The organism is Novosphingobium sp. GW835-FHT14H07, assembly GCF_058793515.1.
Window position 1 is genome coordinate 72179 of sequence record NZ_JBXAFX010000004.1, and the last position, 20634, is coordinate 92812.

Annotated in this window: 20 protein-coding genes; 5 read left to right on the forward strand and 15 right to left on the reverse strand. The window is 60.7% G+C overall.

The annotated features are described in order from the left end of the window. Positions 1-6: 6 nt before the first annotated feature. The 4 genes from AC1Q5P_RS05320 to AC1Q5P_RS05335 form a co-directional block, all read right to left on the reverse strand. A complete protein-coding gene (locus AC1Q5P_RS05320) occupies positions 7-1566 on the reverse strand; it encodes an MBOAT family O-acyltransferase (RefSeq protein ID WP_492518351.1) in 1560 nt (519 codons plus the stop codon). 22 nt (positions 1567-1588) lie between these two features. Then, on the reverse strand, positions 1589-2524 hold the full coding sequence (locus AC1Q5P_RS05325; RefSeq protein WP_492518352.1) for a class I SAM-dependent methyltransferase: 936 nt from the start codon (positions 2522-2524) through the stop codon (positions 1589-1591). Beyond that, complete coding sequence (locus tag AC1Q5P_RS05330) at positions 2521-4413, reverse strand: HAD-IIIC family phosphatase (protein ID WP_492518353.1); 1893 nt, start codon at positions 4411-4413, stop codon at positions 2521-2523. Before AC1Q5P_RS05330 ends, AC1Q5P_RS05325 begins: the two co-directional genes overlap by 4 nt. Before the next feature lie 100 nt (positions 4414-4513). Further along, complete coding sequence (locus AC1Q5P_RS05335) at positions 4514-4756, reverse strand: acyl carrier protein (RefSeq protein ID WP_492518354.1); 243 nt, start codon at positions 4754-4756, stop codon at positions 4514-4516. Between the two features lie 277 nt (positions 4757-5033). Here AC1Q5P_RS05335 and AC1Q5P_RS05340 point away from each other — a divergent pair, with 277 nt between their 5' ends. Beyond that, positions 5034-5294, forward strand: a complete 261-nt coding sequence (locus tag AC1Q5P_RS05340) for a spike base protein, RCAP_Rcc01079 family (RefSeq protein ID WP_492518355.1) — start codon at positions 5034-5036, stop codon at positions 5292-5294. Positions 5295-5323: 29 nt separating this feature from the next. Continuing rightward, positions 5324-7321: a hypothetical protein gene (locus AC1Q5P_RS05345; protein ID WP_492518356.1), complete on the forward strand. Its 1998-nt coding sequence runs from the start codon at positions 5324-5326 to the stop codon at positions 7319-7321. Between the two features lie 49 nt (positions 7322-7370). Here AC1Q5P_RS05345 and rfbB read toward each other — a convergent pair whose 3' ends face one another. The 11 genes from rfbB to AC1Q5P_RS05400 all read right to left on the reverse strand — a co-directional run bounded on the left by rfbB (position 7371) and on the right by AC1Q5P_RS05400 (position 17760). Then, entirely contained in the window at positions 7371-8420 is a 1050-nt protein-coding gene (gene rfbB / locus AC1Q5P_RS05350) for a dTDP-glucose 4,6-dehydratase (protein ID WP_492518357.1), read from the reverse strand. Beyond that, a complete protein-coding gene (rfbD, locus tag AC1Q5P_RS05355) occupies positions 8413-9270 on the reverse strand; it encodes a dTDP-4-dehydrorhamnose reductase (protein ID WP_492518358.1) in 858 nt (285 codons plus the stop codon). Before rfbD ends, rfbB begins: the two co-directional genes overlap by 8 nt. Beyond that, positions 9267-9812: a dTDP-4-dehydrorhamnose 3,5-epimerase gene (rfbC, locus tag AC1Q5P_RS05360; RefSeq protein WP_492518359.1), complete on the reverse strand. Its 546-nt coding sequence runs from the start codon at positions 9810-9812 to the stop codon at positions 9267-9269. The genes rfbD and rfbC overlap by 4 nt, the downstream gene beginning before the upstream one ends. Next, the gene (gene rfbA / locus AC1Q5P_RS05365) at positions 9809-10729 is read right to left on the reverse strand and encodes a glucose-1-phosphate thymidylyltransferase RfbA (RefSeq protein WP_492518360.1); all 921 of its coding nucleotides are present in this window, start codon (positions 10727-10729) and stop codon (positions 9809-9811) included. Before rfbA ends, rfbC begins: the two co-directional genes overlap by 4 nt. 185 nt (positions 10730-10914) lie before the next feature. Continuing rightward, complete coding sequence (locus AC1Q5P_RS05370; RefSeq protein ID WP_492518361.1) at positions 10915-12150, reverse strand: nucleotidyltransferase domain-containing protein; 1236 nt, start codon at positions 12148-12150, stop codon at positions 10915-10917. Then, a complete protein-coding gene (locus tag AC1Q5P_RS05375; RefSeq protein ID WP_492518362.1) occupies positions 12137-13852 on the reverse strand; it encodes an ABC transporter ATP-binding protein in 1716 nt (571 codons plus the stop codon). The genes AC1Q5P_RS05370 and AC1Q5P_RS05375 overlap by 14 nt, the downstream gene beginning before the upstream one ends. Continuing rightward, positions 13842-15833 (reverse strand): asparagine synthase-related protein, encoded by a 1992-nt coding sequence (locus tag AC1Q5P_RS05380; protein ID WP_492518363.1) that lies wholly within the window; start codon positions 15831-15833, stop codon positions 13842-13844. Before AC1Q5P_RS05380 ends, AC1Q5P_RS05375 begins: the two co-directional genes overlap by 11 nt. Further along, complete coding sequence (locus tag AC1Q5P_RS05385) at positions 15814-16281, reverse strand: lasso peptide biosynthesis B2 protein (RefSeq protein ID WP_492518364.1); 468 nt, start codon at positions 16279-16281, stop codon at positions 15814-15816. Before AC1Q5P_RS05385 ends, AC1Q5P_RS05380 begins: the two co-directional genes overlap by 20 nt. Before the next feature lie 49 nt (positions 16282-16330). Beyond that, positions 16331-16600 carry a PqqD family protein gene (locus tag AC1Q5P_RS05390; protein ID WP_492518365.1) on the reverse strand — a complete coding sequence of 90 codons (270 nt, stop codon included), beginning with the start codon at positions 16598-16600 and terminating at the stop codon, positions 16331-16333. Positions 16601-16624: 24 nt separating this feature from the next. Further along, positions 16625-16762: a hypothetical protein gene (locus tag AC1Q5P_RS05395; protein ID WP_492518366.1), complete on the reverse strand. Its 138-nt coding sequence runs from the start codon at positions 16760-16762 to the stop codon at positions 16625-16627. A 131-nt stretch (positions 16763-16893) separates the two neighbouring features. Then, positions 16894-17760 carry a hypothetical protein gene (locus AC1Q5P_RS05400; RefSeq protein ID WP_492518367.1) on the reverse strand — a complete coding sequence of 289 codons (867 nt, stop codon included), beginning with the start codon at positions 17758-17760 and terminating at the stop codon, positions 16894-16896. Between the two features lie 395 nt (positions 17761-18155). On the opposite strand from AC1Q5P_RS05400, the gene AC1Q5P_RS05405 reads away from it, so the two are divergent. From AC1Q5P_RS05405 to AC1Q5P_RS05415, 3 genes are all read left to right on the forward strand, one after another. Further along, on the forward strand, positions 18156-18413 hold the full coding sequence (locus AC1Q5P_RS05405; protein WP_492518368.1) for a hypothetical protein: 258 nt from the start codon (positions 18156-18158) through the stop codon (positions 18411-18413). A 157-nt stretch (positions 18414-18570) separates the two neighbouring features. Continuing rightward, complete coding sequence (locus AC1Q5P_RS05410) at positions 18571-19929, forward strand: O-antigen ligase family protein (protein ID WP_492518369.1); 1359 nt, start codon at positions 18571-18573, stop codon at positions 19927-19929. 215 nt (positions 19930-20144) lie between these two features. Further along, entirely contained in the window at positions 20145-20633 is a 489-nt protein-coding gene (locus AC1Q5P_RS05415; protein WP_492518370.1) for a hypothetical protein, read from the forward strand. Position 20634: the final 1 nt, after the last annotated feature.

Here is a 20634-nt window from a genome sequence, read left to right on the forward strand (position 1 = left end):
GGCCCCTCAGAAGTTGAAGTAGATGAACTTGGCGCTTCCGCGCATGATGAAGGCGACGCCCAGGAACAGCACCAACGCCGCAGCCAAGGTCCAGCCCCGGCTCATGCGCCATTCGATTGCCTCACCTGCAGGATCGGTCTTGCGCCATTTGGCCCACTCAAGCACGGGTTCGAACCGCCCCATGATCTGCTGCGTGTTGGGCGCGAGGTAGACGGCAAGATAGAGCGCGATCACGCAGGCAATTGCGCCGGCCAAGCCCAGGGGCCAGGCTTCAGGCAGATTCAGCCAGCCGCCGCTGCCGGCCATGCCCAGGAACATGCGCCCGGCCGGCTTGAGGGCCGGCGAGCCGAACGGGATGATCGCGACCACGAAGGCCAGCAGGGTTGCCGCCTGTGCCAGCGGCTTTCGCCAGCGCGGCTCAGGCAGCTTGGCCTTGCGTCGGGCCTTGCGAACATCCTTGCGCAGCAGAGCGAACAGTTCGTTCGTGGCCATGTAAAGGCCCTGCATCAGCCCGAACAGCACGAAAGTCCAACCCGCTCCATGCCAGATGCCCACGACCAGCATGGAGATGATGGTCGGGATGATGACGCCACAGACGAGCGCACCAAGATCGCCGAAGTTACGCCCCCCGGCAAAGCGTGCCAGCGGCATCGAAATCGGCTGGAAGACGTAGCTCTGCACCCATCGACCAAGGGTGATGTGCCAGCGGCGCCAAAGCTCGACGATGCTTTGCGAGCGCAGCGGCGAATGAAAGTTCAAGGGCAAGACGACGCCGAGCATCCTGGCGGTCCCGATCGCCATGTCGGAATAACCTGAAAAGTCAAAATAGACCTGCGCGGTATAGCAAAGGGCTGCAATCCAAGTGTCGAGAAAACCGGTTACGGTTCCGCTGCGCGCGGCTGAAAACACTGGGTCCGCATAGAGCGCGGCAGTATCGGCAATCACCGTCTTCTTGAACAGGCCAATCGCGAAAATCACCAGCCCGATCAGGATGTTCCTGCCGATGGCTCCGCGCTTTACCGGCTCGGCCAACTGGGGTGCGGTTTCCCGGAACAGCACGAGTGGGCCGGCAAGCAACTGCGGAAAGAACAGGACGAAATTCGCGTAATCGAGCGGGCCTGCAGCGCGGAAGCGGCCACGGCTGACATCTACCAGATACCCGATCTGGATGAAGGTGAAGAACGATATCCCGAGCGGGAGTGCGACACGTTCGATTTCAAACCCGGAGGCAAACAGCCCGTTCAGGATTCGGAGCAGGAAATTGAAATACTTGAAGTAGCCGAGCAGCAGCAGATTGCCGAGAACGGCAACGGCGATCGCGGCGGCGCGCACCTTCTCCGGCTTGTCCCTGACGCGATCGATGATGCGTGAAGCGGCAAAGTTCAGCGTGACCGAGGCAAGGAGAAGCGGAATGAACTCCGATCCTCCGAACGCATAGAAGACAAGCGTTGCCAGGATGAGGACGGGTCGTCGCGCCGCAGCGAGGGGCGAGAGCGCCAACCCGTAATAGACCAGCAGAACGATCGGCAGGAAGGCGAAGATATAGCCTATCGAATTGAACTGCATGTCCCCGCCCCTCAAGCCACCGTCAGGCCGGTTCGGCTATGATCGAGCAGGTGACTGCAATCTTGCGCTTGAGAGCGCGTGGCAGGGTGGCTGCCTGCGTCGTATGCGACGCGATCTCAAGAACGCGAAAGCCTCCGTCGGTCAGCATCCGCACTGCATCATCGGGATTGCGCAGCAACTGCAGGTGGTCCGGCATGGGCGCATTCAGCGGCACGTTGACGAAAAGATAGCCACCCTTGGCAACAGCATTGCGCATCTTCTGCAAGGCTTCGACCGGCTGCTCAAGGTGCTCCAGCAGATGGCTGAGGATGATGAGATCGAACTTCTCCGAGCCCGGCTCAACCTTGTGCATATCCTGGATGGCATAGCGCGCACGGTCCGCCGTGCCGAGCAGGGTCAAGGCCTCGCGCGTCTGTTCGAGCGAGATCGGACTGATATCCCAGGCCACCGCTTCGGACATGCCGAGTTCGGTCAGCGCCAGATAAATCAGCAGGCCGTGGCCGGAGCCTACCTCCATTGCCTTGCCGCCCGGCTTCACCCGCGCTGCAAGACGACCGCGGAAGAAGTGGAGGCTCGACAGGTGCATGTACCACAGCACGTGGCTGAACAGCAGGCCGTGCATGTAGCGTTCCATGAACGCATCATCGGAATAGACGTTCGCGTTGGTCTCGGCGAACGTCGAGTAGCGATAGGCGTCGGTCCGTGCGAAGTTGATTTCCTCCTCGCGAATTTGATCGCACAGCCAGCGATAGTCTTCGGCCACCTTTTCGGCCCGATTGCCGGCAAGTTTGAGCACCACCTCCGCCATGGCTTCGCTCGTGTCGAGCAGGGCGGGCGTGCGGGCCCCGTAGCTGGTGGCAAGATAATCGGCGTGAGCCGGCCAGGCACTAGTGACCAGGTTCGTCAACCGGGCCAATGCCGGACGTCCGGCGAGCAGTGCGTCAAGATCTGTACTCATGCTTGCGCCTCTGCCTTTGCCTGTGCGTCTTGCAACTCGCCGGGGAACGCCACGCTCTCCCCGGAGTCGACTTTCATGGGGAGAGTTGGCGCATCGTAATCCGCCAGTTGCAACGACCACAGCGTTCCGCCATCTGGCCTGTCGCCTTCGAAGGTGAAGCCCAGCTTTTCGAAATGCTTCTCGACCAGGGCGTTCTTTGGTGTCGGAATCCACTCGCCGGTCAACCGCGTCGCACCAGCAGCACGGGCGGCTGCACAAACGTGCGCGAGTACTGCTTCCTCGACACGGCGTCCCAGCACACGGCAGCTCATCAACCATGTGTCGCAGTGCCAGGAGTCCTGCCCGCGATTGAAGATCACTACCGAAATCATGCCATTGTCGCCGAAGCGATCGACCAGACGCACCTGCATCGTGAACTTTGCAGGATCGGCCTGGATCATACCGATTTCCGCCTCGGTGTAGCGGCGGGTGGTGAGATTGAACTGGTTCGATTTGTTGGCAAGCTGGGCGATTCGGGCGCGGCCGAGGTCATCGAAGGGCAGGATCGTGCAGACCATATCAAGCGACGCCAGATATTCGTCGAGATTGCCGACTTTCTGCATGGCCGATGCGCGCTGGGCGTTGGCCTGATACATGTCCGCGCGCTTGCGATCTTCCTCACCGAAGGCGACTGCTTCAAAGTACCCTGCCAGCCCTAGAATCCTAGCGTAGTCCGACGGGTCGTCGCCCACTTCAGGGACCGCGACTTCAGGCAGTTCCTGACGCACGCGCTCACGTTCGGCGGGATTGTCGTCGAGAAACACAAGGGAATCGACACCGATATTAAGCGTCTGGGCAATGGCCTTGAGATTCGTCGCCTTGTCAGTCCAGTTGGCGACGAAGCAGGAGATGTGGCTCTCCTTGAGCACCATCTCATCGTGCTGGCGGAAGGGGATGAGTGCTGCGGCTTCCTCGTTCTTCGAACACACTGCCAGAATAACGCCCCGGCGGCGAAGATCGAAAGCCAGTGACTGGATCGCAAGGTGCGCTTCGCCACGTGCGGAGCCCTGACCAAGCTTGATACCCTCGACGCCATCGTCGCCGATAATTCCGCCCCACAGCGTATTATCAAGATCAAGGACGAGGCATTTGCGGGACAGGCCGCGCGCTGCGGCCAGCAATCGGCAAACATGGTCTGCGTAGAGCGGCACACCATCGAGAGCAAACGGCAGCTTCGCCTCGTGCCAGCGCAGCGGATCATGCCAGCGCGCCAGGCCCACCGTTTCAGCCATGGCCGCCAGATCGAGCAGCAAGTCGGATTCGGCAGCTACATCCTCTGCCAGACGCTGATTGAACCGGGCAATCATCCATCGCACCGACCCCGGAACGCGCGTCTCGTAGCTGCCAAAGAGGGTTTCGACCGGCGGGGCGAGCGTGTGAAGAACCACCGTAGCGCCAATGTTGGCCTTGGCGCCGTCTCGCAACGAAGCGACATAGTCGAGCGCAGCATTGACCGCCGCTTCACCCTCTGCCTTGTCGAAAAAGGGACGCGCCAAGCCCAGCGCCAGTGCATCGAGCGCCAGCAGTACGAAGTCCGGCTTTGCTGCGGCGAGGGCTGAATTCGGATCAAGCAGCGACTGCGCCGTCTGCCCGTAATCCACCTGGAATGTATCGATCAAAAGCCCATGCCGCAGTCCGGTGGACGGGAGCGCCTCGGCCATCAGATCGGCCGTATGCGTAGCGGCGATGCCGATCCGCAGCGCGCGCAGCCGACCCGGCCGCGCCAAGTCGGCGCGACGTTCATCCACCAGTTTGCCCAACTGACCCAACTGGGAAAGATCCAAGGCATGATTGGACAGCTTGAGCGCTTCGGCCAGAGGGCATTCCGCAGACTTGCGCAAGCCCTTCATCTTCGACCGAAAATCCGCTGGCGCAGGAAGGAGCCAAGGAAGTGACGCCGGGTCGATCATGCCAGCCAATACCCTGTCAGAATTGGGCGCTTTTGCGTATTCAAGCGAGCTTGGTGGAAATCAGATCAGCCATTTCGCCAACATTCTGAAGACCTTCGATCTCGCTGGTGCTGAAGCGGATCGAGAATGCCTTTTCGACTGCCACCATGAAGCGGATGTTGGAAAGGCTGTCCCACTCTTCGATGTCGGCGGCGCTGAGTTCGTCCCGGTACTCCAAATCATCGACGTCGAACACGTCTTCCATGATTTCGACAAGCTTCTCGGTGATATCAGAGCGTGGCATCGTAATCCTTTTCAGGCCGCAGAAAATTCGGGTCCAAGCGGCGCGCGTATCGGGGACGCATCGCTATCCGCAATTACCCTTAGCCTCTGTTTGCCCATCTCGCAACTGCAGCAATTCCGTCTTGGACAGGGAGCTAAATGGTTGCTCGCCAAGCCTGTACCGGTCCGAGATTTGCCGCCCATTCTGCAGCGTTCAGCGGCGCGCAAAAACAACTTTCCTACACGATAACGGCACTGCTACGCAAATGTTCCCTTTTTGTTCATAGCAGGAGTCGCTCATGCCTGACATTTCGTTTGCAGAAAGCCCTGTTTCGCCGTCTTCCAATTGCTACGCCATCACACCCAGCGACACGGCACCCCTGCCATTGGTTACAAAAGGTATCTATGTTGGAACCGGTGGCGATATCGTACTGCGATCGTACCGCGGGGAAGCCGATGTGATCTTCAAGAACGTGCCCAGCGGCGGTATCATCGATGTGAGAGCGTCCCAGATCAAAGCGACCGGAACAACAGCGCAAGACCTGGTGGGCATGGCCTAATGGGCGGGTTCGGACATGGCGTGAGGATGATGAGAAGGCGACAGGTTCTCCAAGGCCTCGGCGCGCTTCTTGTCACCTCGATCCTGCCCGGAAACGCCTGGGCAGGGACCGCAGCATCGGGCTTTTCATCGCCCCCAGTCGATCCAGCGCGCGTGACCGCCAAGCCGGTCATGCGCTTGCTGGTGCCGCCGAACCAGTTTTTCACCAGCAGCCTCCTTGTGGGAGTCTACGCAGGGGCGAACCACAACGGCTCACTTCTCGACAAAATGGGGCTGGAGAAAGTCGTCGTCCACTACGAAGGCTCGACGAGCGAAATCAAGGAACCCAGTTGGCAGGTCCTGACTGATGCCAACGGCAAGCGCGTTTCCTACTTCGGGTGGTGGACGAGGCTGCGCCACAACGGCGTCAACGGCCATGCGCACGTCTATTTCGAGGCGATCCCGAAGGATCCGACCATGCAGCGTCGGGTTATCGGGCCGTATCAGTTCAGCCCGCAGCCAGTCGTTCACGACAAGGAACTGGTGGTAGCCCCCAGCCTCCCGCAGGTTGCCGGCAGTCGCTATCCCTCGATCCAGACGGCACTTGCGTACATCAAGACACAAGCCTTTGGTAATCCGCGCATCACGCTTACCGAACCGGGCTTCTACTCGCTCGTCGGGTCATCGCCGTCGTTCGCATGCCAAGGATATGTCACCATCGAGGCGAGCGTGCCAGTAACGATCGGCAGACCAGCCTATACAACCGATACCGCAGCTGCGGCACGCACTCGCATGGACGGCCTACGCTTCAAGGGTGCCAATATCACCCTCGATTTCCAGAACATGTCGGAGATCTACAACGAAGGCCTGCGCGATCATTGGCTTGATGGCGTCGTCATGACGAATTCCGCCGGTAGAGCAACACTCTGGCGAAAAGGCGGGCGTCCGGTGTCTTGGACCGTACGCGGCGCGCCATGGTTTACCGAATGCGACATGTCCCAGACGAACGACATGGCAAAGTTCGCCAATCTTGTACGAGGGTGCTATATCCATCACGGATATGGTGATTGCCTTTCCACGTCACGATGCGTGATCGGAAACACCGTCGAGGACTGGGACGCCTCGAGCTTTACCAGCGAGATCCCGTCCCTGCGAGTTCAGTATACGGGCGCAGGGACCTCCGCGACCCTTTCCGGCACGAAGAGTGGTTCGGCAAGGACGTTTACGGCGAAGGTGACTGGCACTTCCGTAGGCACGTTCACGGTCAACAACACGGAAGCATTCTACACTGCAGGCACCAACTACGATGTCGCAGACGTGGTGGCTTGGCTCAACTCCCTGCCGGGCTGGACCGCAACCTTGCTCGACGATACACGAAACGCCTCGCTGCTGGTTACCAGTGGGCTGAAGTCATCCTCCAGCTTTGGCGATACGGATGCAAGAACTTCTCCGCTGACCCTGATCACGATGCTGGATATCCATGCCGACTGGTACCAGGCCAACTTTGCCGGCTACACCTACGAGAACATCGTCGTGGCCGACAACACGACATTCGGCATGATCGGACAAAACCTGTACCTTGGCAATGGAAGCCAGCCGATCAAGGACATGCTGATCATCAACAATGCCTGGCACAACGGCGAAAACTGGGCGACCTACAAGAGCCAGTTGCTTGGCTTCGAAAGCCACGTTGTCGTTGCCCACAATTCGTTCGCGACTCAGGACCTGACATTCCGGACAGACGGCTCGTACGTCGCTGACGGATATAGCCTCGTTGCCGATAACGCGTTGAGCGCATTATATTTCACCGGAAGTGCGGATCCGGTTCTGAAACTGCAGGATAATCACATCATGGATGGGCAATCACCGCCGCCCGGAGCCATCGGCACTTCCATTGGCGGAACGGCGGCCTCCAACTTCGGCAATGCTGCGAACGGGGACTTCACGCCTGCCGGGCACCTGCTCGTCAATATGAAGAACCCGTCAGTAAGATATGACCGCAAAGCCAAGAAGCGCGGCGTAACGGCGCCGGTCGGCATGTTGAGTTGATCCTGCAGGCCAGCCTGCCGGCTCATAAACGGCAGGCTGGCCTCGCAGATTACAGCAGCGGGCGCCACCAGGCTTCGTTTTCGAGATACCAGCGCAGCGTGTTGCGCAGGCCATTCTCGAAATCGTGCTGCGGTTCGTAACCGAGTTCTGCGCGAGCCTTGGTCTCGTCGATTGCATATCGGCGGTCATGACCCTTGCGGTCTTCAACGAAGGTTTTGAGTTCCGAAGTCGGTCGCCCCTGCGCGGCAGGAGCGTTGGGGAAGCGGCTCGCGAGATCCTCGATCTCAGCGAAGGCCTTGTCGACTTCCGCGCAGATCCGGTCGATCACGGCCATGTTGGGCAGTTCCTCGCCCCCACCGATGTTATAAGTCTCACCCGGCGAGCCATTCTTCAGCGCCGCCTCGATGCCCCGGCAATGGTCTTCCACGTAAAGCCAGTCGCGCACGTTCATCCCATCACCATAGATCGGCAGGGGCTTCCCGAAGAGCGCATTGAGCATGAATAGCGGAATGAGCTTTTCAGGGTAGTGGTACGGGCCGTAATTGTTCGAACAATTCGTGGTCGTCGTATTCAGTCCATAGGTGTGATGATAGGCGCGGACGAGGTGATCCGAAGCCGCCTTCGATGCCGAATAAGGTGAGTTGGGCTGGTACTGCGTCGTTTCGGCAAAGGCCGGATCGTTGGGCCCCAGCGACCCGTAAACCTCGTCCGTCGAGATATGATGGAAGCGATGATCTATTCCGCTGCCCTCGTCCAACCATACCTTGCGGGCTGCCTTGAGCAGGCTGTTTGTGCCCAGAATGTTTGTCTCGATGAACGCATCGGGCCCTGTGATCGAGCGGTCGACATGGCTTTCGGCGGCGAAATGGACCAACGTGGAAATGTCCCGCGCCCGCAGAAGGTTCTCGACCAGGTCGGTATCACGGATGTCGCCGACTACCAGTTCGGCCTGTGGCACTTCTGCGATGGTCGAGCGGTTGCCGGCATAGGTCAGGCAATCGAGGACGATGATCGTATCGGCTGGATGCTGCTTGGCCCAATAGTGGACGAAGTTGCCGCCGATGAAACCGGCGCCGCCGGTAACAAGCAGATTAGCCAAGAGCCTTTTCCTCTTTCAGCATGGTCTTGAGGTTGGTGCGCCAATGGATGTGCTCGTCCCCGAGCAGCGTGCGCGTTTCCGAAACGTCGAGCACGGAGAAGGACGGGCGCTTGGCTGGCGTCGGATAATCGGCAGTGGCGATGGGCGTGATCGCCGGTATCCGAGGGATCAGACCAATCGTATGGGCCTCCTCGGCAATCGCGAACGCAAAATCGTACCAACTGGCGACACCGGCGTCCCGATGATGGAAGACGCCCGGCTGGTTCTTTTCAGCAAGACCCCACAGCACTTGAGCAAGCCCGGTAGCCCAGGTCGGTGAGCCAATCTGGTCCGCCACGACGCGAAGCTCGTCCCTCTCACGCATAAGACGCAGCATTGTGCGAACGAAGTTTGCGCCACCGGCAGCATAAACCCAACTGGTGCGAACAATGATGGCTTCCGGGCCTGCGGCATCTTCGCCGGCAGCCTTGCTTGCGCCGTATTGGGATTGCGGGTTCCGCTTATCTCCCGGGCGGTAGCCGCGACCTTGAGAACCGTCGAAGACGAAGTCGGTCGAAACCTGAACCAGCCTGCCGCCGCTTCCTGAAAGCGCCTTGGCAAAGGCCCCAGGGGCATCAGCATTGATCACGCTTGCCAGAGCGGATTCGCTCTCAGCACGGTCGACCGCCGTATAGGCCGCGGCATTGAGCACGAGGTCGGGTTGTTCGGTATCCACAACACGGGCAATGGCGTCAGGATCGGCAAGATCCAGCGCGTTGCGATCAAGCGCAACGCAGGTCCACTGTTCGGGTCGCGAGGCCAGAAGGGCCTTGCCGAGCTGGCCGTTGATGCCCGTGATCAGCGCTTTCACGCGAATGCCTTCACTTCGGCCAGTGGCACGCCCACTGCGTCCTTGGCGGAGAGCTTGGGCTCCAGCCCGTCGAGCGGCCATTCGATGCCGACCGTTGGGTCATTCCAGGCCAGGCTGGCTTCGTGCTGCGGCGCATATGGCGTGGTGCACTTGTAAAGGAAGTCGGTATCATCCTCGAGCGTCAGGAAGCCATGCGCGAAGCCTTCGGGCACCCAGAACATCCGCTTGTTCTCGGCCGAGAGGGTGACCCCGGTCCATTTACCGAAAGTTGGCGACGAGCGGCGCAAATCGACCACGGCATCGAACACCGCACCACGCACCACGCGAACCAGCTTGCCCTGCGGCCCGGGATTCTGGAAATGCATTCCGCGCAGCACGCCCTTCTGGGAGCGGCTGTGGTTATCCTGCACGAATGTAAGGTCCAGCCCGGCCTTTGCGAATGCGGCGGCGTTCCAGGACTCCATGAAAAAGCCACGCTCGTCGCCAAATACCTTTGGTTCGAGGATCAGCGGACCCGGGATATTGCACTCGATGATGTTCACAGCGGGCCCTTCTGGGTCAGCAGTTGCAACAGATATTCGCCGTAGCCGGATTTGCGCAGAGGCTGGGCGATTGCCTCAAGTCCGGCATCGTCAATGAAACCCTGCCGCCAGGCAATTTCCTCGGGGCAGCAGATCTTCAGTCCCTGGCGCTCTTCGGTAATGCGCACATATGTCGCAGCATCGAGCAGCGAGCCATGCGTTCCGGTGTCAAGCCAGGCATAACCCCGCCCCATGATCTCGACCGAAAGCTGGCCTTCGTCCATGTAGAGGCGGTTGAGATCTGTGATCTCGAGCTCACCTCGTGCCGAGGGCTTCAGGTCGCGGGCACGGTCGACCACCGTGCCATCGTAGAAGTAGAGGCCAGTCACGGCGTAGTTCGACTTCGGCTTGACCGGCTTTTCCTCGATCGAGCTGGCGCGGCCATCGGCATCGAATGCGACTACCCCGTAGGCTTCCGGATTGTTGACGCGATAGGCAAAGACGCTTGCCCCGTCGACGCGTGCGGTCGCGCTGTGCAGGAGTTGCGGAAGGCCGTGGCCATAGAAGATGTTGTCACCCAGTACGAGAGCACTGGGGCTCGTGCCGACAAAACCAGAGCTGATATGGAACGCCTGAGCAAGACCATCTGGGCTGGGCTGCTCGGCGTATGATAGTGCCACACCGAACGCCGAACCATCGCCCAGCACGCGCTGGAACTGGGTGGCGTCTTCGGGCGTGGTGATAATCAGGATGTCGCGAATTCCGGCCAGCATCAACGTGCTAAGCGGATAATAGATCATCGGCTTGTCGTAGACAGGCATCAGCTGCTTGGAGACGCCCCGCGTCAGCGGATAGAGCCTCGTTCCCGAACCGCCTGCAAGAATGATACCCTTGCGGTGCGGCGCACCCGTCTTGTCTGACGCTGGCGATTCACTCACGATCAACAGTGCTCCTTCAGGCAAGATGCGCGCAAAGGGGCGACACCTTGAAAACATGTCCGCTTCGTGTGCGACCCGCTTGCGCTGCTACGACTGCAGCATCGAATCCCGTGCAGGCAACGTGATGTGCTGCATTGCAGCAAGCCTGCTGCAGGTCAATAACCGCTCTGCTCTGCGCTATGCGATCAACCCCTTCCACTCAGCCAGTTTACCATCGCCGCTTCGCGCCGTGCGCTTGCGAGGGCGCGTGGATCAAGGGACGTCGCCATGTAGCGACGCCCCTTCTGGCGAACCCACGCCGGATAACATAGCCAGCGACGCCATTCGTCTGGCCGGCAACCCGCAAGCTTTGCCAGTTCGTACGGATCGGGTCGGGCCGCCCGGCGCACTGCCGCCCACCATCCGGAATCCCCACCAGCTCTGGTTTCGAGGCGTCTCAGCAGCTTGTTTTGTTCGGATTGCTCGCGCGGCTGCAACATCGCCGTTTTCGCGGCAGCGACGTGAGCGGGATCGAGCGCGGTCGTGTCAATGAGACCGGCCGGTACCCACGATGCGCCGAGGTCCTGCGCCAGCGCAAACAGCAATTGAAGCGATCGCAGCAGACCCATGCGTGTCGCTTCCGCCCGCACCTGCTGCCAGTCCATGGGATGGCGCGTCACAAGGTAATGCAGGTCGGCAAGAATGAGAGGGCCATTCTCGAAGGCGTGGTGCAGCGTCGCATGCTCCACAAGATGCAGGAAATTGGAGAGGTGCGATGGAACGGCCACTGCGATGCCCATGATCTTCAGGTCAATGGCCTCGGACCGTATCATGTCCAGCAGAAGCGGTTCCTGAGACCAATTTCGCGCGTTTATGCGGTGGTGGATCTCGATAGTGAGCTCATAATCGATATCCTGGATCTCGGGCAGTTGGTGATTGTATTCGACACCATAGGTGCCAGCCCACGGCGCAACGCGATAATGCGGATTTGCGATCAGCACGGCCTGCGCCCGCGCGGCCTCCTCCGCAGTCAGCAGCAGGTCCACATCGCGCAACGGTCGCAGCGCCGGATCGGGATAACTGGCATGGGCAAGGCCGAATCCCTTGAGGACGACTGGCTTGAAACCCGCCTCGTCCAGAACCAGCATGAGGCGCTTTATCGCCGCCATCTGCTTCAGGGCATACAGGGCGTGCCACTGCTGTGCCGCATCCAGTTGCATCAGCGCAGGCGCTGGCACATTGCCTCGCGCAGAAGCCGTGGCGAGAGCGCGCAGCACGAGCCCCGCAGCACGCCTTTCCTGCGCCAGCAAAGCTAGATTGTCCCAATCACTGTCATGCAGTGCGGCAAGCAACTCGCGGTGGTCCGCATCAGGCGCAGCGCAAATGCGCAACAGCAACTCCCCGGGCACCGCAAGAGATGAAGTGGTGTCAGGAGGCTGCATGCTCTCCCAGATCAACGATTTGATCCGCAAGCGCAAGTAGCGCGGTGCGGTGTCCAAGGATCAGGATGGTGCATTCGCCTTTCAGGCCTTGCACCATGCCCATGATTGCGTTCTCGTTCGTGCCATCGAGCGCTGCGGTAACCTCGTCGAGAATGAGCAGGTCGGGCTCCCGCAGCAGTGCCCGCGCCAGGGCGATGCGCTGCCGTTCTCCGCCGGAGAACTGCCGCCCGGCTTCACCGACGCGCGTATCGAGACCGTGTGGAAGTTCAAAAACGAACTGGGCGGCAGCCCGTACAAGAGCGCGCTCCATTGCCTTGCGCAGGGCGCGCTCGTCACCGTCAGGCTGTCCCCACGCCAGGTTCTCGGCAATGGTGCCATCGAACAGATAGGGCACCTGCTCGACATAGGCCACGCGCCGCCGCCACCGGATGCGATCACGGGGGTCGAGCGGCATGCCGTCGATCGACAGCTGACCACAGTCGGGCTCGATCAATCCGCCGAGCATGTCTGCAAGACTGCTTTTACCCACGCCCGATGGCCCGCAGATCGCCACGACACTGCCCGCCGGGATAGCAAGGTCGAAATCCTGGAATATCGGTCGTTCGCGACCTGCATAGCGCAGCCCGATCCCGCGCAGCTCGAGCGAACGCCGCAGGCGTGGGCCTTCCGCACCATCGTCCTCCGGTTCGCGATGCGCGCCTGCATCGCTGATCATGCGCTGCAGCTCGATCAGCGCAGAGCTATTGAAGCTCCACCGGCGAATATAACCTTGCAGACCCGTCGCCACCGGGACCATCCTGACCAAGATCGCCAGAACCGGCACCAGTACTCCCAATGGCAAGCGCATCACTACCAGTGCCAGATAGATCAGGCCGCTGAGCACGATGGCAGCAATTGCCTGAAACACGACGTGCGCCTGCGATACCGAGCGATGGTAGCGGAGTTGCGACTGCTCCACCTCACGGGCGGTTGCGCTGAACTGTCGCGACAACGAGTCTTCCGCGCCACTTATCCGCGCCGCCCTGAAGTGGAACAGACCATTGGTCACCTGTTGCTGCAAGGCGCCGTAGGCTTGCGCGAACTGCTCGCCATCCCGGTTCCTTCGCCCTCTCAATGCAACGAGGGTAGCAACCACGACCGAACCCGACAGGACGGCAAGACCTGTCAGTTGCCAGGAGATCGCAAATGCGGTGACGATGAGCATCACCAGAGTGATGATTGACGTCACCGCGGACAGGAGGTTCTCGCCCAGGCTTCCCACGCGGTCCGCCTCACCCACCAGCCGCGCGGCATGCGCCGCCGTGCTTTGCTGACTGAGCCAGCGCCAGTCGGCGGAAAGGACTGCATCTTGCGCCGAGATGCGGATCATGCGCGTCAGGGCATGGCCGAGCCTGGCCTGTCGGTCGAGCACGAGATAGACTATCAGCGACCGCACAGTGACCAAGGCTGCGACAGCCGCAAGGAGCAGGCCGACGGGTAGACCCATGAGCGGTTCAAACCAGGCACCAAGGCCCTGCGGCATGTGCTCGCCCGCCACCACCGCCGTGATCGGGACAAGAAGCAGCAGCCCGATTCCCTCGGTCATGCTCGACAAGAGCATCAGCAGGCCAAGCAGGATGAGCCGGGGCCAGCCTGCCATGCTCACCACGGTCTTCACCGTGGCCAGCCCTTCACCCGTGGGCGCCCTGCCGTCAGGTGACATTGCGGCCTTCGGCAAACCGGATGAAGCGCGCTGTCGACAACCCGCGCGTGACCGCCGAAACGATCCTTTCCGCATCGCGCCTTTCAGGCCGGTCTTCACCGTCCCACTCTTCGAGACTGCTGATCAGCCGCGGAAAGTCGAAAACCCGCGCAATACGTTCGTCCCGTGCCAACGACGCGAGCTCACGCAAAATCATGTCCCGATCGCGTTGCATCCGGACCGGCCAGTCAGCGGCCTGACGCCCGAGCCGACGCTCCTGCCAGACCCGGTCCGGCACGCGCCCGGCCAGTACGCGCCGCCCCAGCCAACGGTCCTGACCGCCGCGCAGATACTGCTCGTCCGGAATGCCGGCGCATAGTTCAAGCAAAGGCGCGTAGGAATGCACATCACGGATGGCGAGACCATAGAGCAGCTTGAACCCGAGGAGAATCTCGGATCCGCCATTGCCGAATTGCGCCGCGATCAGATGGCGCCACTCTCGCGACGAAGTCAGGTCGTAATCGTAAAGCGCAAAGCCATCGTTGCCGATCAGGCCCATTAGCCCGGATTGTTCCGCGAAATCGGAACGCAGCGGGCTCCATGAGGCAAACGGTGATTGGCGCCACCCCCGTGGTTTATCGAGCCGGTGCTTCAATTTGAATGGCAGGTGCGGCATAACCGCGCGCGACACGAACTTGCGCCATAGGGGCCGTTCATCCTGGCGGAAGGCCATAAGTTCGCGGATCAGCCGAAGCCACTTGCCTTGGGCAAGCCAGGTCGGAAAACCTGTCCATCCATCGTAGCTGAAACCCAGGTTGCCGGCGTCGCCGGTCAAAAGCACGTCCACGCCATCTGCTTCGGCGCGCTCCAGCGCGGCATGAAACCAGTGCGCATTCATCTCGTTGTAGATCGGCCAGCCCGAAACGAGCATCAGTGCATTAAGTCGTTCGCCATATTGCAGGTGTGCGCCATCAACGAAAGTTGGGCGAATCTGCGGGTACATGGCGCACAAGTCCCGGACGTGTTCGGCTTCGTTTCCGAACGAAGTAGCCCTCTCATCAGGTTGGAAATCTGCCGAGGGCACGCTGGTGTAGCTGCGCAAGACCGATCCAGCGGGAAGCCGCTCGACGGCAAAGCTTGCCGCTGCTTGGGAATCAAACCCCCCGGACAGCATGACGCCCGGCGTCCTTGCTTCTCCGAGCGCAGCCTGCGTGGCGCGACGCAACTGCTCGATAACCGCTTCGACGTAGTCTTCGTCCCGCTTGAATCGAACGTCCGGCACGTCACGCAAAGACCAGAAGCTCTGCTCTTTGTGGCCAGACAGATCATGGATCTGCTCGGTGCCGCGCACCAGACAGGTCATGCCTTCGTAGAAGCTCTGGCCGGGCACGGCCCAACCGCACATGAGCCAGGTTCCAGCCCGGGTGTCATCGAGACGGGGCTGATGCCCCAGCGCAAGGATCGGACCGGGAAGTGAGCACACCACGAGCCTTGTGCCATCCCGCATTAAATGAAGCGGCACGTCTGCGGTCGGCGATCGTGCCAAGCGGACCGTGCGCTGATCCGGCCACCACTGGACCACGGCGTAGTCACCCGCGATCCGGCGGTCGCAATCGCTACCAAGCTTTGCATGGAGCGCCGCATAGAGCGACGCCTGGTCCTCGACGTTCGACAGGCCGAACCGACTGATCAGTTCCTGGGGAAAGTGCAGACGCCCCGCCAGAAGGACATAGGAGCCGTCCGGCTGACGCCGGAAATTGTGCGGCCGCTGGCGTACTGGTCGTGAGGTGCCCGGTCGGACTTCACACCGGCTGGCGAGCCCGGCGCCGTCCACGCGCGCATGCAACACGTCTCCGGCCTTGCCCAGCGCGATGGATCGCAGCGCCCGTTCCCAGTCCTCGCCAAACCAGTCAGGACCGCCGGTGAGGTCAAACGCGGCGAGAATCAGAAGATCGTCCGGCTTGGTGAAGATCAAGGCTGCCTCACCTTCGCTGGTTAGCAATCGTGGCGTCTCCCAGGGCGGGAGCCGCAGCCAGCACCATGATGGGCTGATAGGTACTGCGGTCGCAATGCCCGATCAGCATCTCGCCACCGCATTCCACCCAAGCATGATAGGCATCATCCCCCGTTCTGTCGGATTTGCTGAAGGCGATCACGGTCAGCAACGGCATTGAACGCCGGCGCAGCAACCAGCCAAGTGCGACGGCACGAGGCAGGCAACGACTATTACCAGGAAGCCTCAGGCAGGCCCGGTCAATCTGATCGACGAATGATTGTACCGCGATCCGGGCGCTTTGCTGCATCGGCGCGACCTGCATGGCAAATGCCTGTTCTGCCCCCAACAAGACGCCTATGCTGTCCCGCCACTTGACCAAGGGCACGAAGCGGACAAGCAAGCGCGCCATGACGACATAGGCCATGGCGCGCAAAACTTTGATCCTGAAGAGCATGCGGTCCGCAAAAGTCATGGTAGCGGCAGGGGGTAACCGACCCCCACAACTATGACAATTCCGCAAAACCCGCTGTCGTCAACTGCGACACGAATGCATCTACCGCAGGGCCGCATTCCTCGGCGGTGATGCCGTACTCAAGACAAAGATCGGCACAGATCAGGTCAAGATCGGGCTGACTGTCGAGCCGCTGCCAGATTTCCAGACCCACGCCGGTCAACGAGAAGAATTTACCCGTATCGACGTGTATCATGACCAGTTCGCCGTCCATCTCGGTTGCACAATTGGACGTTTCGATCTTGCGAAGAAACCTTGCCATCAGATCACCTGATCAAGGCGCAGTTCAGCTCTTCGACTTGCCGGTTGAGCCGCCGTCACCGCCATTGCCCTTGCCGGCGGCAATCGCCGCAAGGTCAACAGTCAGTTCTTCAAGAACCGGAGCCGACCACACCTTGTTCGCAATTTCGCCACGCTGAGTCATGTCAGAACCCCTAACTTAAGTTAACTGATAAGTATCTTCCCTTAACAGTGGCTTACATTTGTTGCGGGTGCGAAGCAAGCCTGAATGGGAAGTAAGGCAGAGAAAGTGGCCGTTTTCCAAGGATCGGGACGTCACGATGCCGATAGAATATCCTTAATGCGTTGTAAGTCGGACAAAAACGAATGCGAGTTGCGAGGACGGCGAAGCTTCCAGAAGCGCACCTCGGCGCAAAATCTGAGCAACAATCTCTCATGCATCGCGCGATCGCCCCGCGCTGCATGTACAAAATCGCGGTAGAGGGCGCCGGGAAGAAGCTGCAGTTTTTCCACTCCCAGCACGGGAACCAGTTCTACCGATTCGCCGAACTCGATGAAGCACAGGTCAGTCAGCGGCAAAGTGCCCGACGCTTTCAAGGCGACGTGTGCATAGTGATTGCCCGGCATGCTCGGCACCGGCCGCGCTGCCGCGTTCGAAGTGAGGACTAGGGCATCATCCCACAATTTGAGCGGCTTGGCATCGGGCATGGCCGTGATTCTATCTGCGATCGAGACCACCAGCGTATCGTCACAGACATGGGGAAGCCCCCACTGCGCCAGCCCTGCGGCCAGCGTCGACTTTCCGCCCCCGGAATCCGCAGTGAATGCCACGATGCGGCCGCCAAAATCGACGGCGCTGGCGTGAAGCGGGAACAGCCCGTTCAGCCACGCCACAGCCCCGAACACCGTTCCCCAGAGAAACAACTCGAAGTCGGTGTCCTCCAGCGCCCTTCGTGCGTTAGCGCCATCGCCGGGCATCTGGACGACGATGCCGCGGCCCTTCCTGTAGTGGAATCGCACTGCATCGAAGGTTTCGAACAGAAATTCCGATGGAGAGATGACAAAGCCGTCATCGTCGAAAAACGCACCCTCGACTGTCGTCGGCACCGTCCCAATGACTACCGACATTTCCCGCCGCATCACTTCTGCCGGATCATCGACCCCCTCGTTCCCGCTCATCAAAGCATTCCATTCCTAGGCACCGGCCTTTGCCAGCATTGCGGGTCGTGAACCGTCACGACTTGTGAATCAACCACCTGCCCAAGCTTGATCCCGCATTGCGGCATTGCGCAGCGCATGCTGCATTGCGCCAAAGACTGCCGGAAGGGTGCGGTGCAGCATAATTCTCGGGCGCAACCATCGGCGGCCGCCTCCGCAGTTACCGCGCGAATCGCTCCTTTCCGCCAACGAGCGACCCTTTTTGCGCTCCAGACCGCGTGTATTAACGCGCGGCAGTGCCATGCCAAACGAAGTTAATACGGGGTAATGCCTAGTTTTTCTTGCGAATCATTTTGCATTGCGGTATCCGGACCGCGAGAGGGCGGTAAACGTTAGTGCTACTGCTTAGGAGATTGAGCATGAAGGTTTCTCGTTTTGCATCGGCACTAGCCGCTGCGGCAATGCTGGCCGCTCCGGTCGTCGCCGAAGCCGGGACCCGCGCAAGCGGCTCTTCGGTCTACGCAACCAATGGCTACTCGGCCAGCCGTGCGTCGACCTCGGTCAAAGCCGAAAACGACCTCAAGCCGGCTTACTGGATCATCATCCTGCTGTCTGGTGGCGCTGCTGCCTACGGCATCTCGCGTGCACTCGACAACAAGTCGTCCGGCGCGAACTGATCCTTTCGGACAGCTACGGAAGGCCCGGCACCCTAGAGGTGGCCGGGCCTTTTTCGTGAGTGCTGCCACAGCGCGAAGTTGATCTCGTAGATTACAATCGCTGGCAGGCGCGCGGTATGTGCTTGACCGGACCCCAGATACGATCAATCAGGTGCCGATGCGAAATGAACCTGGCGTATCTCTCGCTGCACTGATCGTTCTGGCCTGCCTTTTTGGCGGCGGAGGTGTGGCATACGGCCTTCCCAACCTTGTCGTACAGCTTGCAGCGCTTGTCGTCCTCGGCATGCATGGCCCGGCGGTATGGCGTTTCATCCGGAAGGCTCCCCGCGGGCTGGAAATCCTCGCGCTCACGACGCTCGCGCTGCCTTTGCTTCAATTGATCCCGTTGCCGCCGGCGATCTGGCAGGCAATTCCCGGGCGCGAGCTTCTTCGTGATTCCCTCGGCACGCTGGGGCAACTTCCCTGGCACCCATTGACGGTCAGCACAGCCAGAACACTTGTCGCTTTCCTTGGGCTAATTGCACCATTCGCCGTTCTGGTCCTCGCGTTGCAGAGTGACAGCCGCGCGCTGCACCGCGCGAAGCAGATCTTCATTGCCATGGGCATTGCTGGTGTCGTTCTGGGCACCATGCAGGTCCTCGCCGGTGGAGAGAGCGCGCTTCTCTATGTCGAGGCTGCCAATCAGGGCGTGCTGGCCGGGCTTTTCGCCAACCGCAATTCTACTGCGATCTTTTTCGTTTGCTGCCTCTTGCTGCTTTGCAGCAACCACGCCGGGCGCCTTCTTTCATTGAAGGGTCTTCTCGCGTTCGGTACGGCTGCCCTTCTGGTCGTCGGCGTCATCCTCACTCAATCGCGGACCGGGCTGGTCCTGCTGGCGCTACCGGGCGGATTGTTCCTGTTGCGCCTTATCGTCAACCAAAGAGGTCGTCAGGACGATGCGCAGGGCTTCGGCAGAACCGGCCGGGGCCTGTTTGCGGCAAGTCTGGCGGTGGTCTTGGTTGCGCTAGGCGTTGGGGCGGGAATGGGCACCCTCCCCCAGACACGCTTCGATACGGTGATGGACCGGTTCAACAAGACAACCGAGGAACGTCCGGCAATCTGGGAAGATGCCCGTTTCTCGGCACAGCGCTACTGGCCGGTTGGTGCAGGCATGGGAACCTTCGACGAGGTTTTCCAGATCGACGAATCGCTTGAAAACATCACCTCTCGGCGAGCAGGACGCGCGCACAACGATTACCTCGAACTGGCGATCGAGGCGGGCGCTGCCGGCTTCCTGCTTATTGCACTTTGGGCCGGCTGGATCCTGTGGTCCACCTGGACCGCGCTCGGTAATGAAAGGCGCTGGGATGCGCTGGCTCACAGCGGGATCCTGCTTGCGATTGCGCTCCAATCGCTAGTCGATTACCCGCTGCGCAACCAGACCATGCTCTGTCTTGCGGCATTCGCCGTCGCCATCTTGACCCGAGCCTCTGTCGGCAGGCCATCGGCCGCAGCAAGTGATGGGAGGAAATCCTGATCCGCGTCCTCTGGATCGCCTTCATTGGCGCGTTGTGTTTTGTCGCGTTCGGTGCCGAACTGGATCGCGCGTCCCGCCGACAGCCGGCGCTGGCCTCCTTCGTCCCCGTGGTTTTTCGCAACTTCGCGCAGGAGAGCCTGACACTCGCCAATGTGCGTTCGGCGGAACCCGATCGGGCCTTGTCGGATGCCAGACTTCTGATTGCGCGAAGCCCGTTGCCAGCAGAACATCTGACACTGCTCGCCATTGCGCAGGAGCGGCAGGGCAACCGGGAGGCCAGCGCGCGTCTTGTGCAGCAGGCCGCGCAGCGCGGGTGGCGCGATCCGATCGCGCAGCAGGCCATGTTCGACATCGCGCTTGCCGCCGGTGATCCGGTTGAAGCCTCGCACCGCTTTGCCGCGGTCTGGGCCCTGCGCGACGAAGAGGCCCCCTTGCTCGACATGCGCAATCGCCTGCTTGCCGCACGAGGTGGCAAGGAAGCTCTTGCCGAGACACTGACCGCAGGCGGCAGCTGGACGCGGTACTTCCTGCGCAATACTGCAGCCGACCTCGACCCACTGGCAGTCGAAAGCACGATCCTCGCCCTGCGAAACGGCGCAGCACTCGAATGTGCAACGATCAATCAGATGCGAACGGCCTTGTCGAAGCGCAATCGGGACGCTGAAGCCGAAGCGCTGGGCCAGTGCAGGAAGATGCCCGGCTAAA

Coding starts and splice junctions, on each gene's coding strand:
- AC1Q5P_RS05325 (WP_492518352.1), bottom strand. CDS start 2,524: ATGAGTACAGATCTTGACGCACTGCTCGCCGGACGTCCGGCATTGGCC.
- AC1Q5P_RS05395 (WP_492518366.1), bottom strand. CDS start 16,762: ATGACTCAGCGTGGCGAAATTGCGAACAAGGTGTGGTCGGCTCCGGTT.
- AC1Q5P_RS05385 (WP_492518364.1), bottom strand. CDS start 16,281: ATGCTCTTCAGGATCAAAGTTTTGCGCGCCATGGCCTATGTCGTCATG.
- AC1Q5P_RS05370 (WP_492518361.1), bottom strand. CDS start 12,150: ATGCAGCCTCCTGACACCACTTCATCTCTTGCGGTGCCCGGGGAGTTG.
- AC1Q5P_RS05405 (WP_492518368.1), top strand. CDS start 18,156: ATGAAGGTTTCTCGTTTTGCATCGGCACTAGCCGCTGCGGCAATGCTG.
- AC1Q5P_RS05410 (WP_492518369.1), top strand. CDS start 18,571: ATGCGAAATGAACCTGGCGTATCTCTCGCTGCACTGATCGTTCTGGCC.
- AC1Q5P_RS05390 (WP_492518365.1), bottom strand. CDS start 16,600: ATGGCAAGGTTTCTTCGCAAGATCGAAACGTCCAATTGTGCAACCGAG.
- AC1Q5P_RS05335 (WP_492518354.1), bottom strand. CDS start 4,756: ATGCCACGCTCTGATATCACCGAGAAGCTTGTCGAAATCATGGAAGAC.
- AC1Q5P_RS05375 (WP_492518362.1), bottom strand. CDS start 13,852: ATGTCACCTGACGGCAGGGCGCCCACGGGTGAAGGGCTGGCCACGGTG.
- AC1Q5P_RS05330 (WP_492518353.1), bottom strand. CDS start 4,413: ATGAAGGGCTTGCGCAAGTCTGCGGAATGCCCTCTGGCCGAAGCGCTC.
- AC1Q5P_RS05345 (WP_492518356.1), top strand. CDS start 5,324: ATGAGAAGGCGACAGGTTCTCCAAGGCCTCGGCGCGCTTCTTGTCACC.
- AC1Q5P_RS05320 (WP_492518351.1), bottom strand. CDS start 1,566: ATGCAGTTCAATTCGATAGGCTATATCTTCGCCTTCCTGCCGATCGTT.
- AC1Q5P_RS05340 (WP_492518355.1), top strand. CDS start 5,034: ATGCCTGACATTTCGTTTGCAGAAAGCCCTGTTTCGCCGTCTTCCAAT.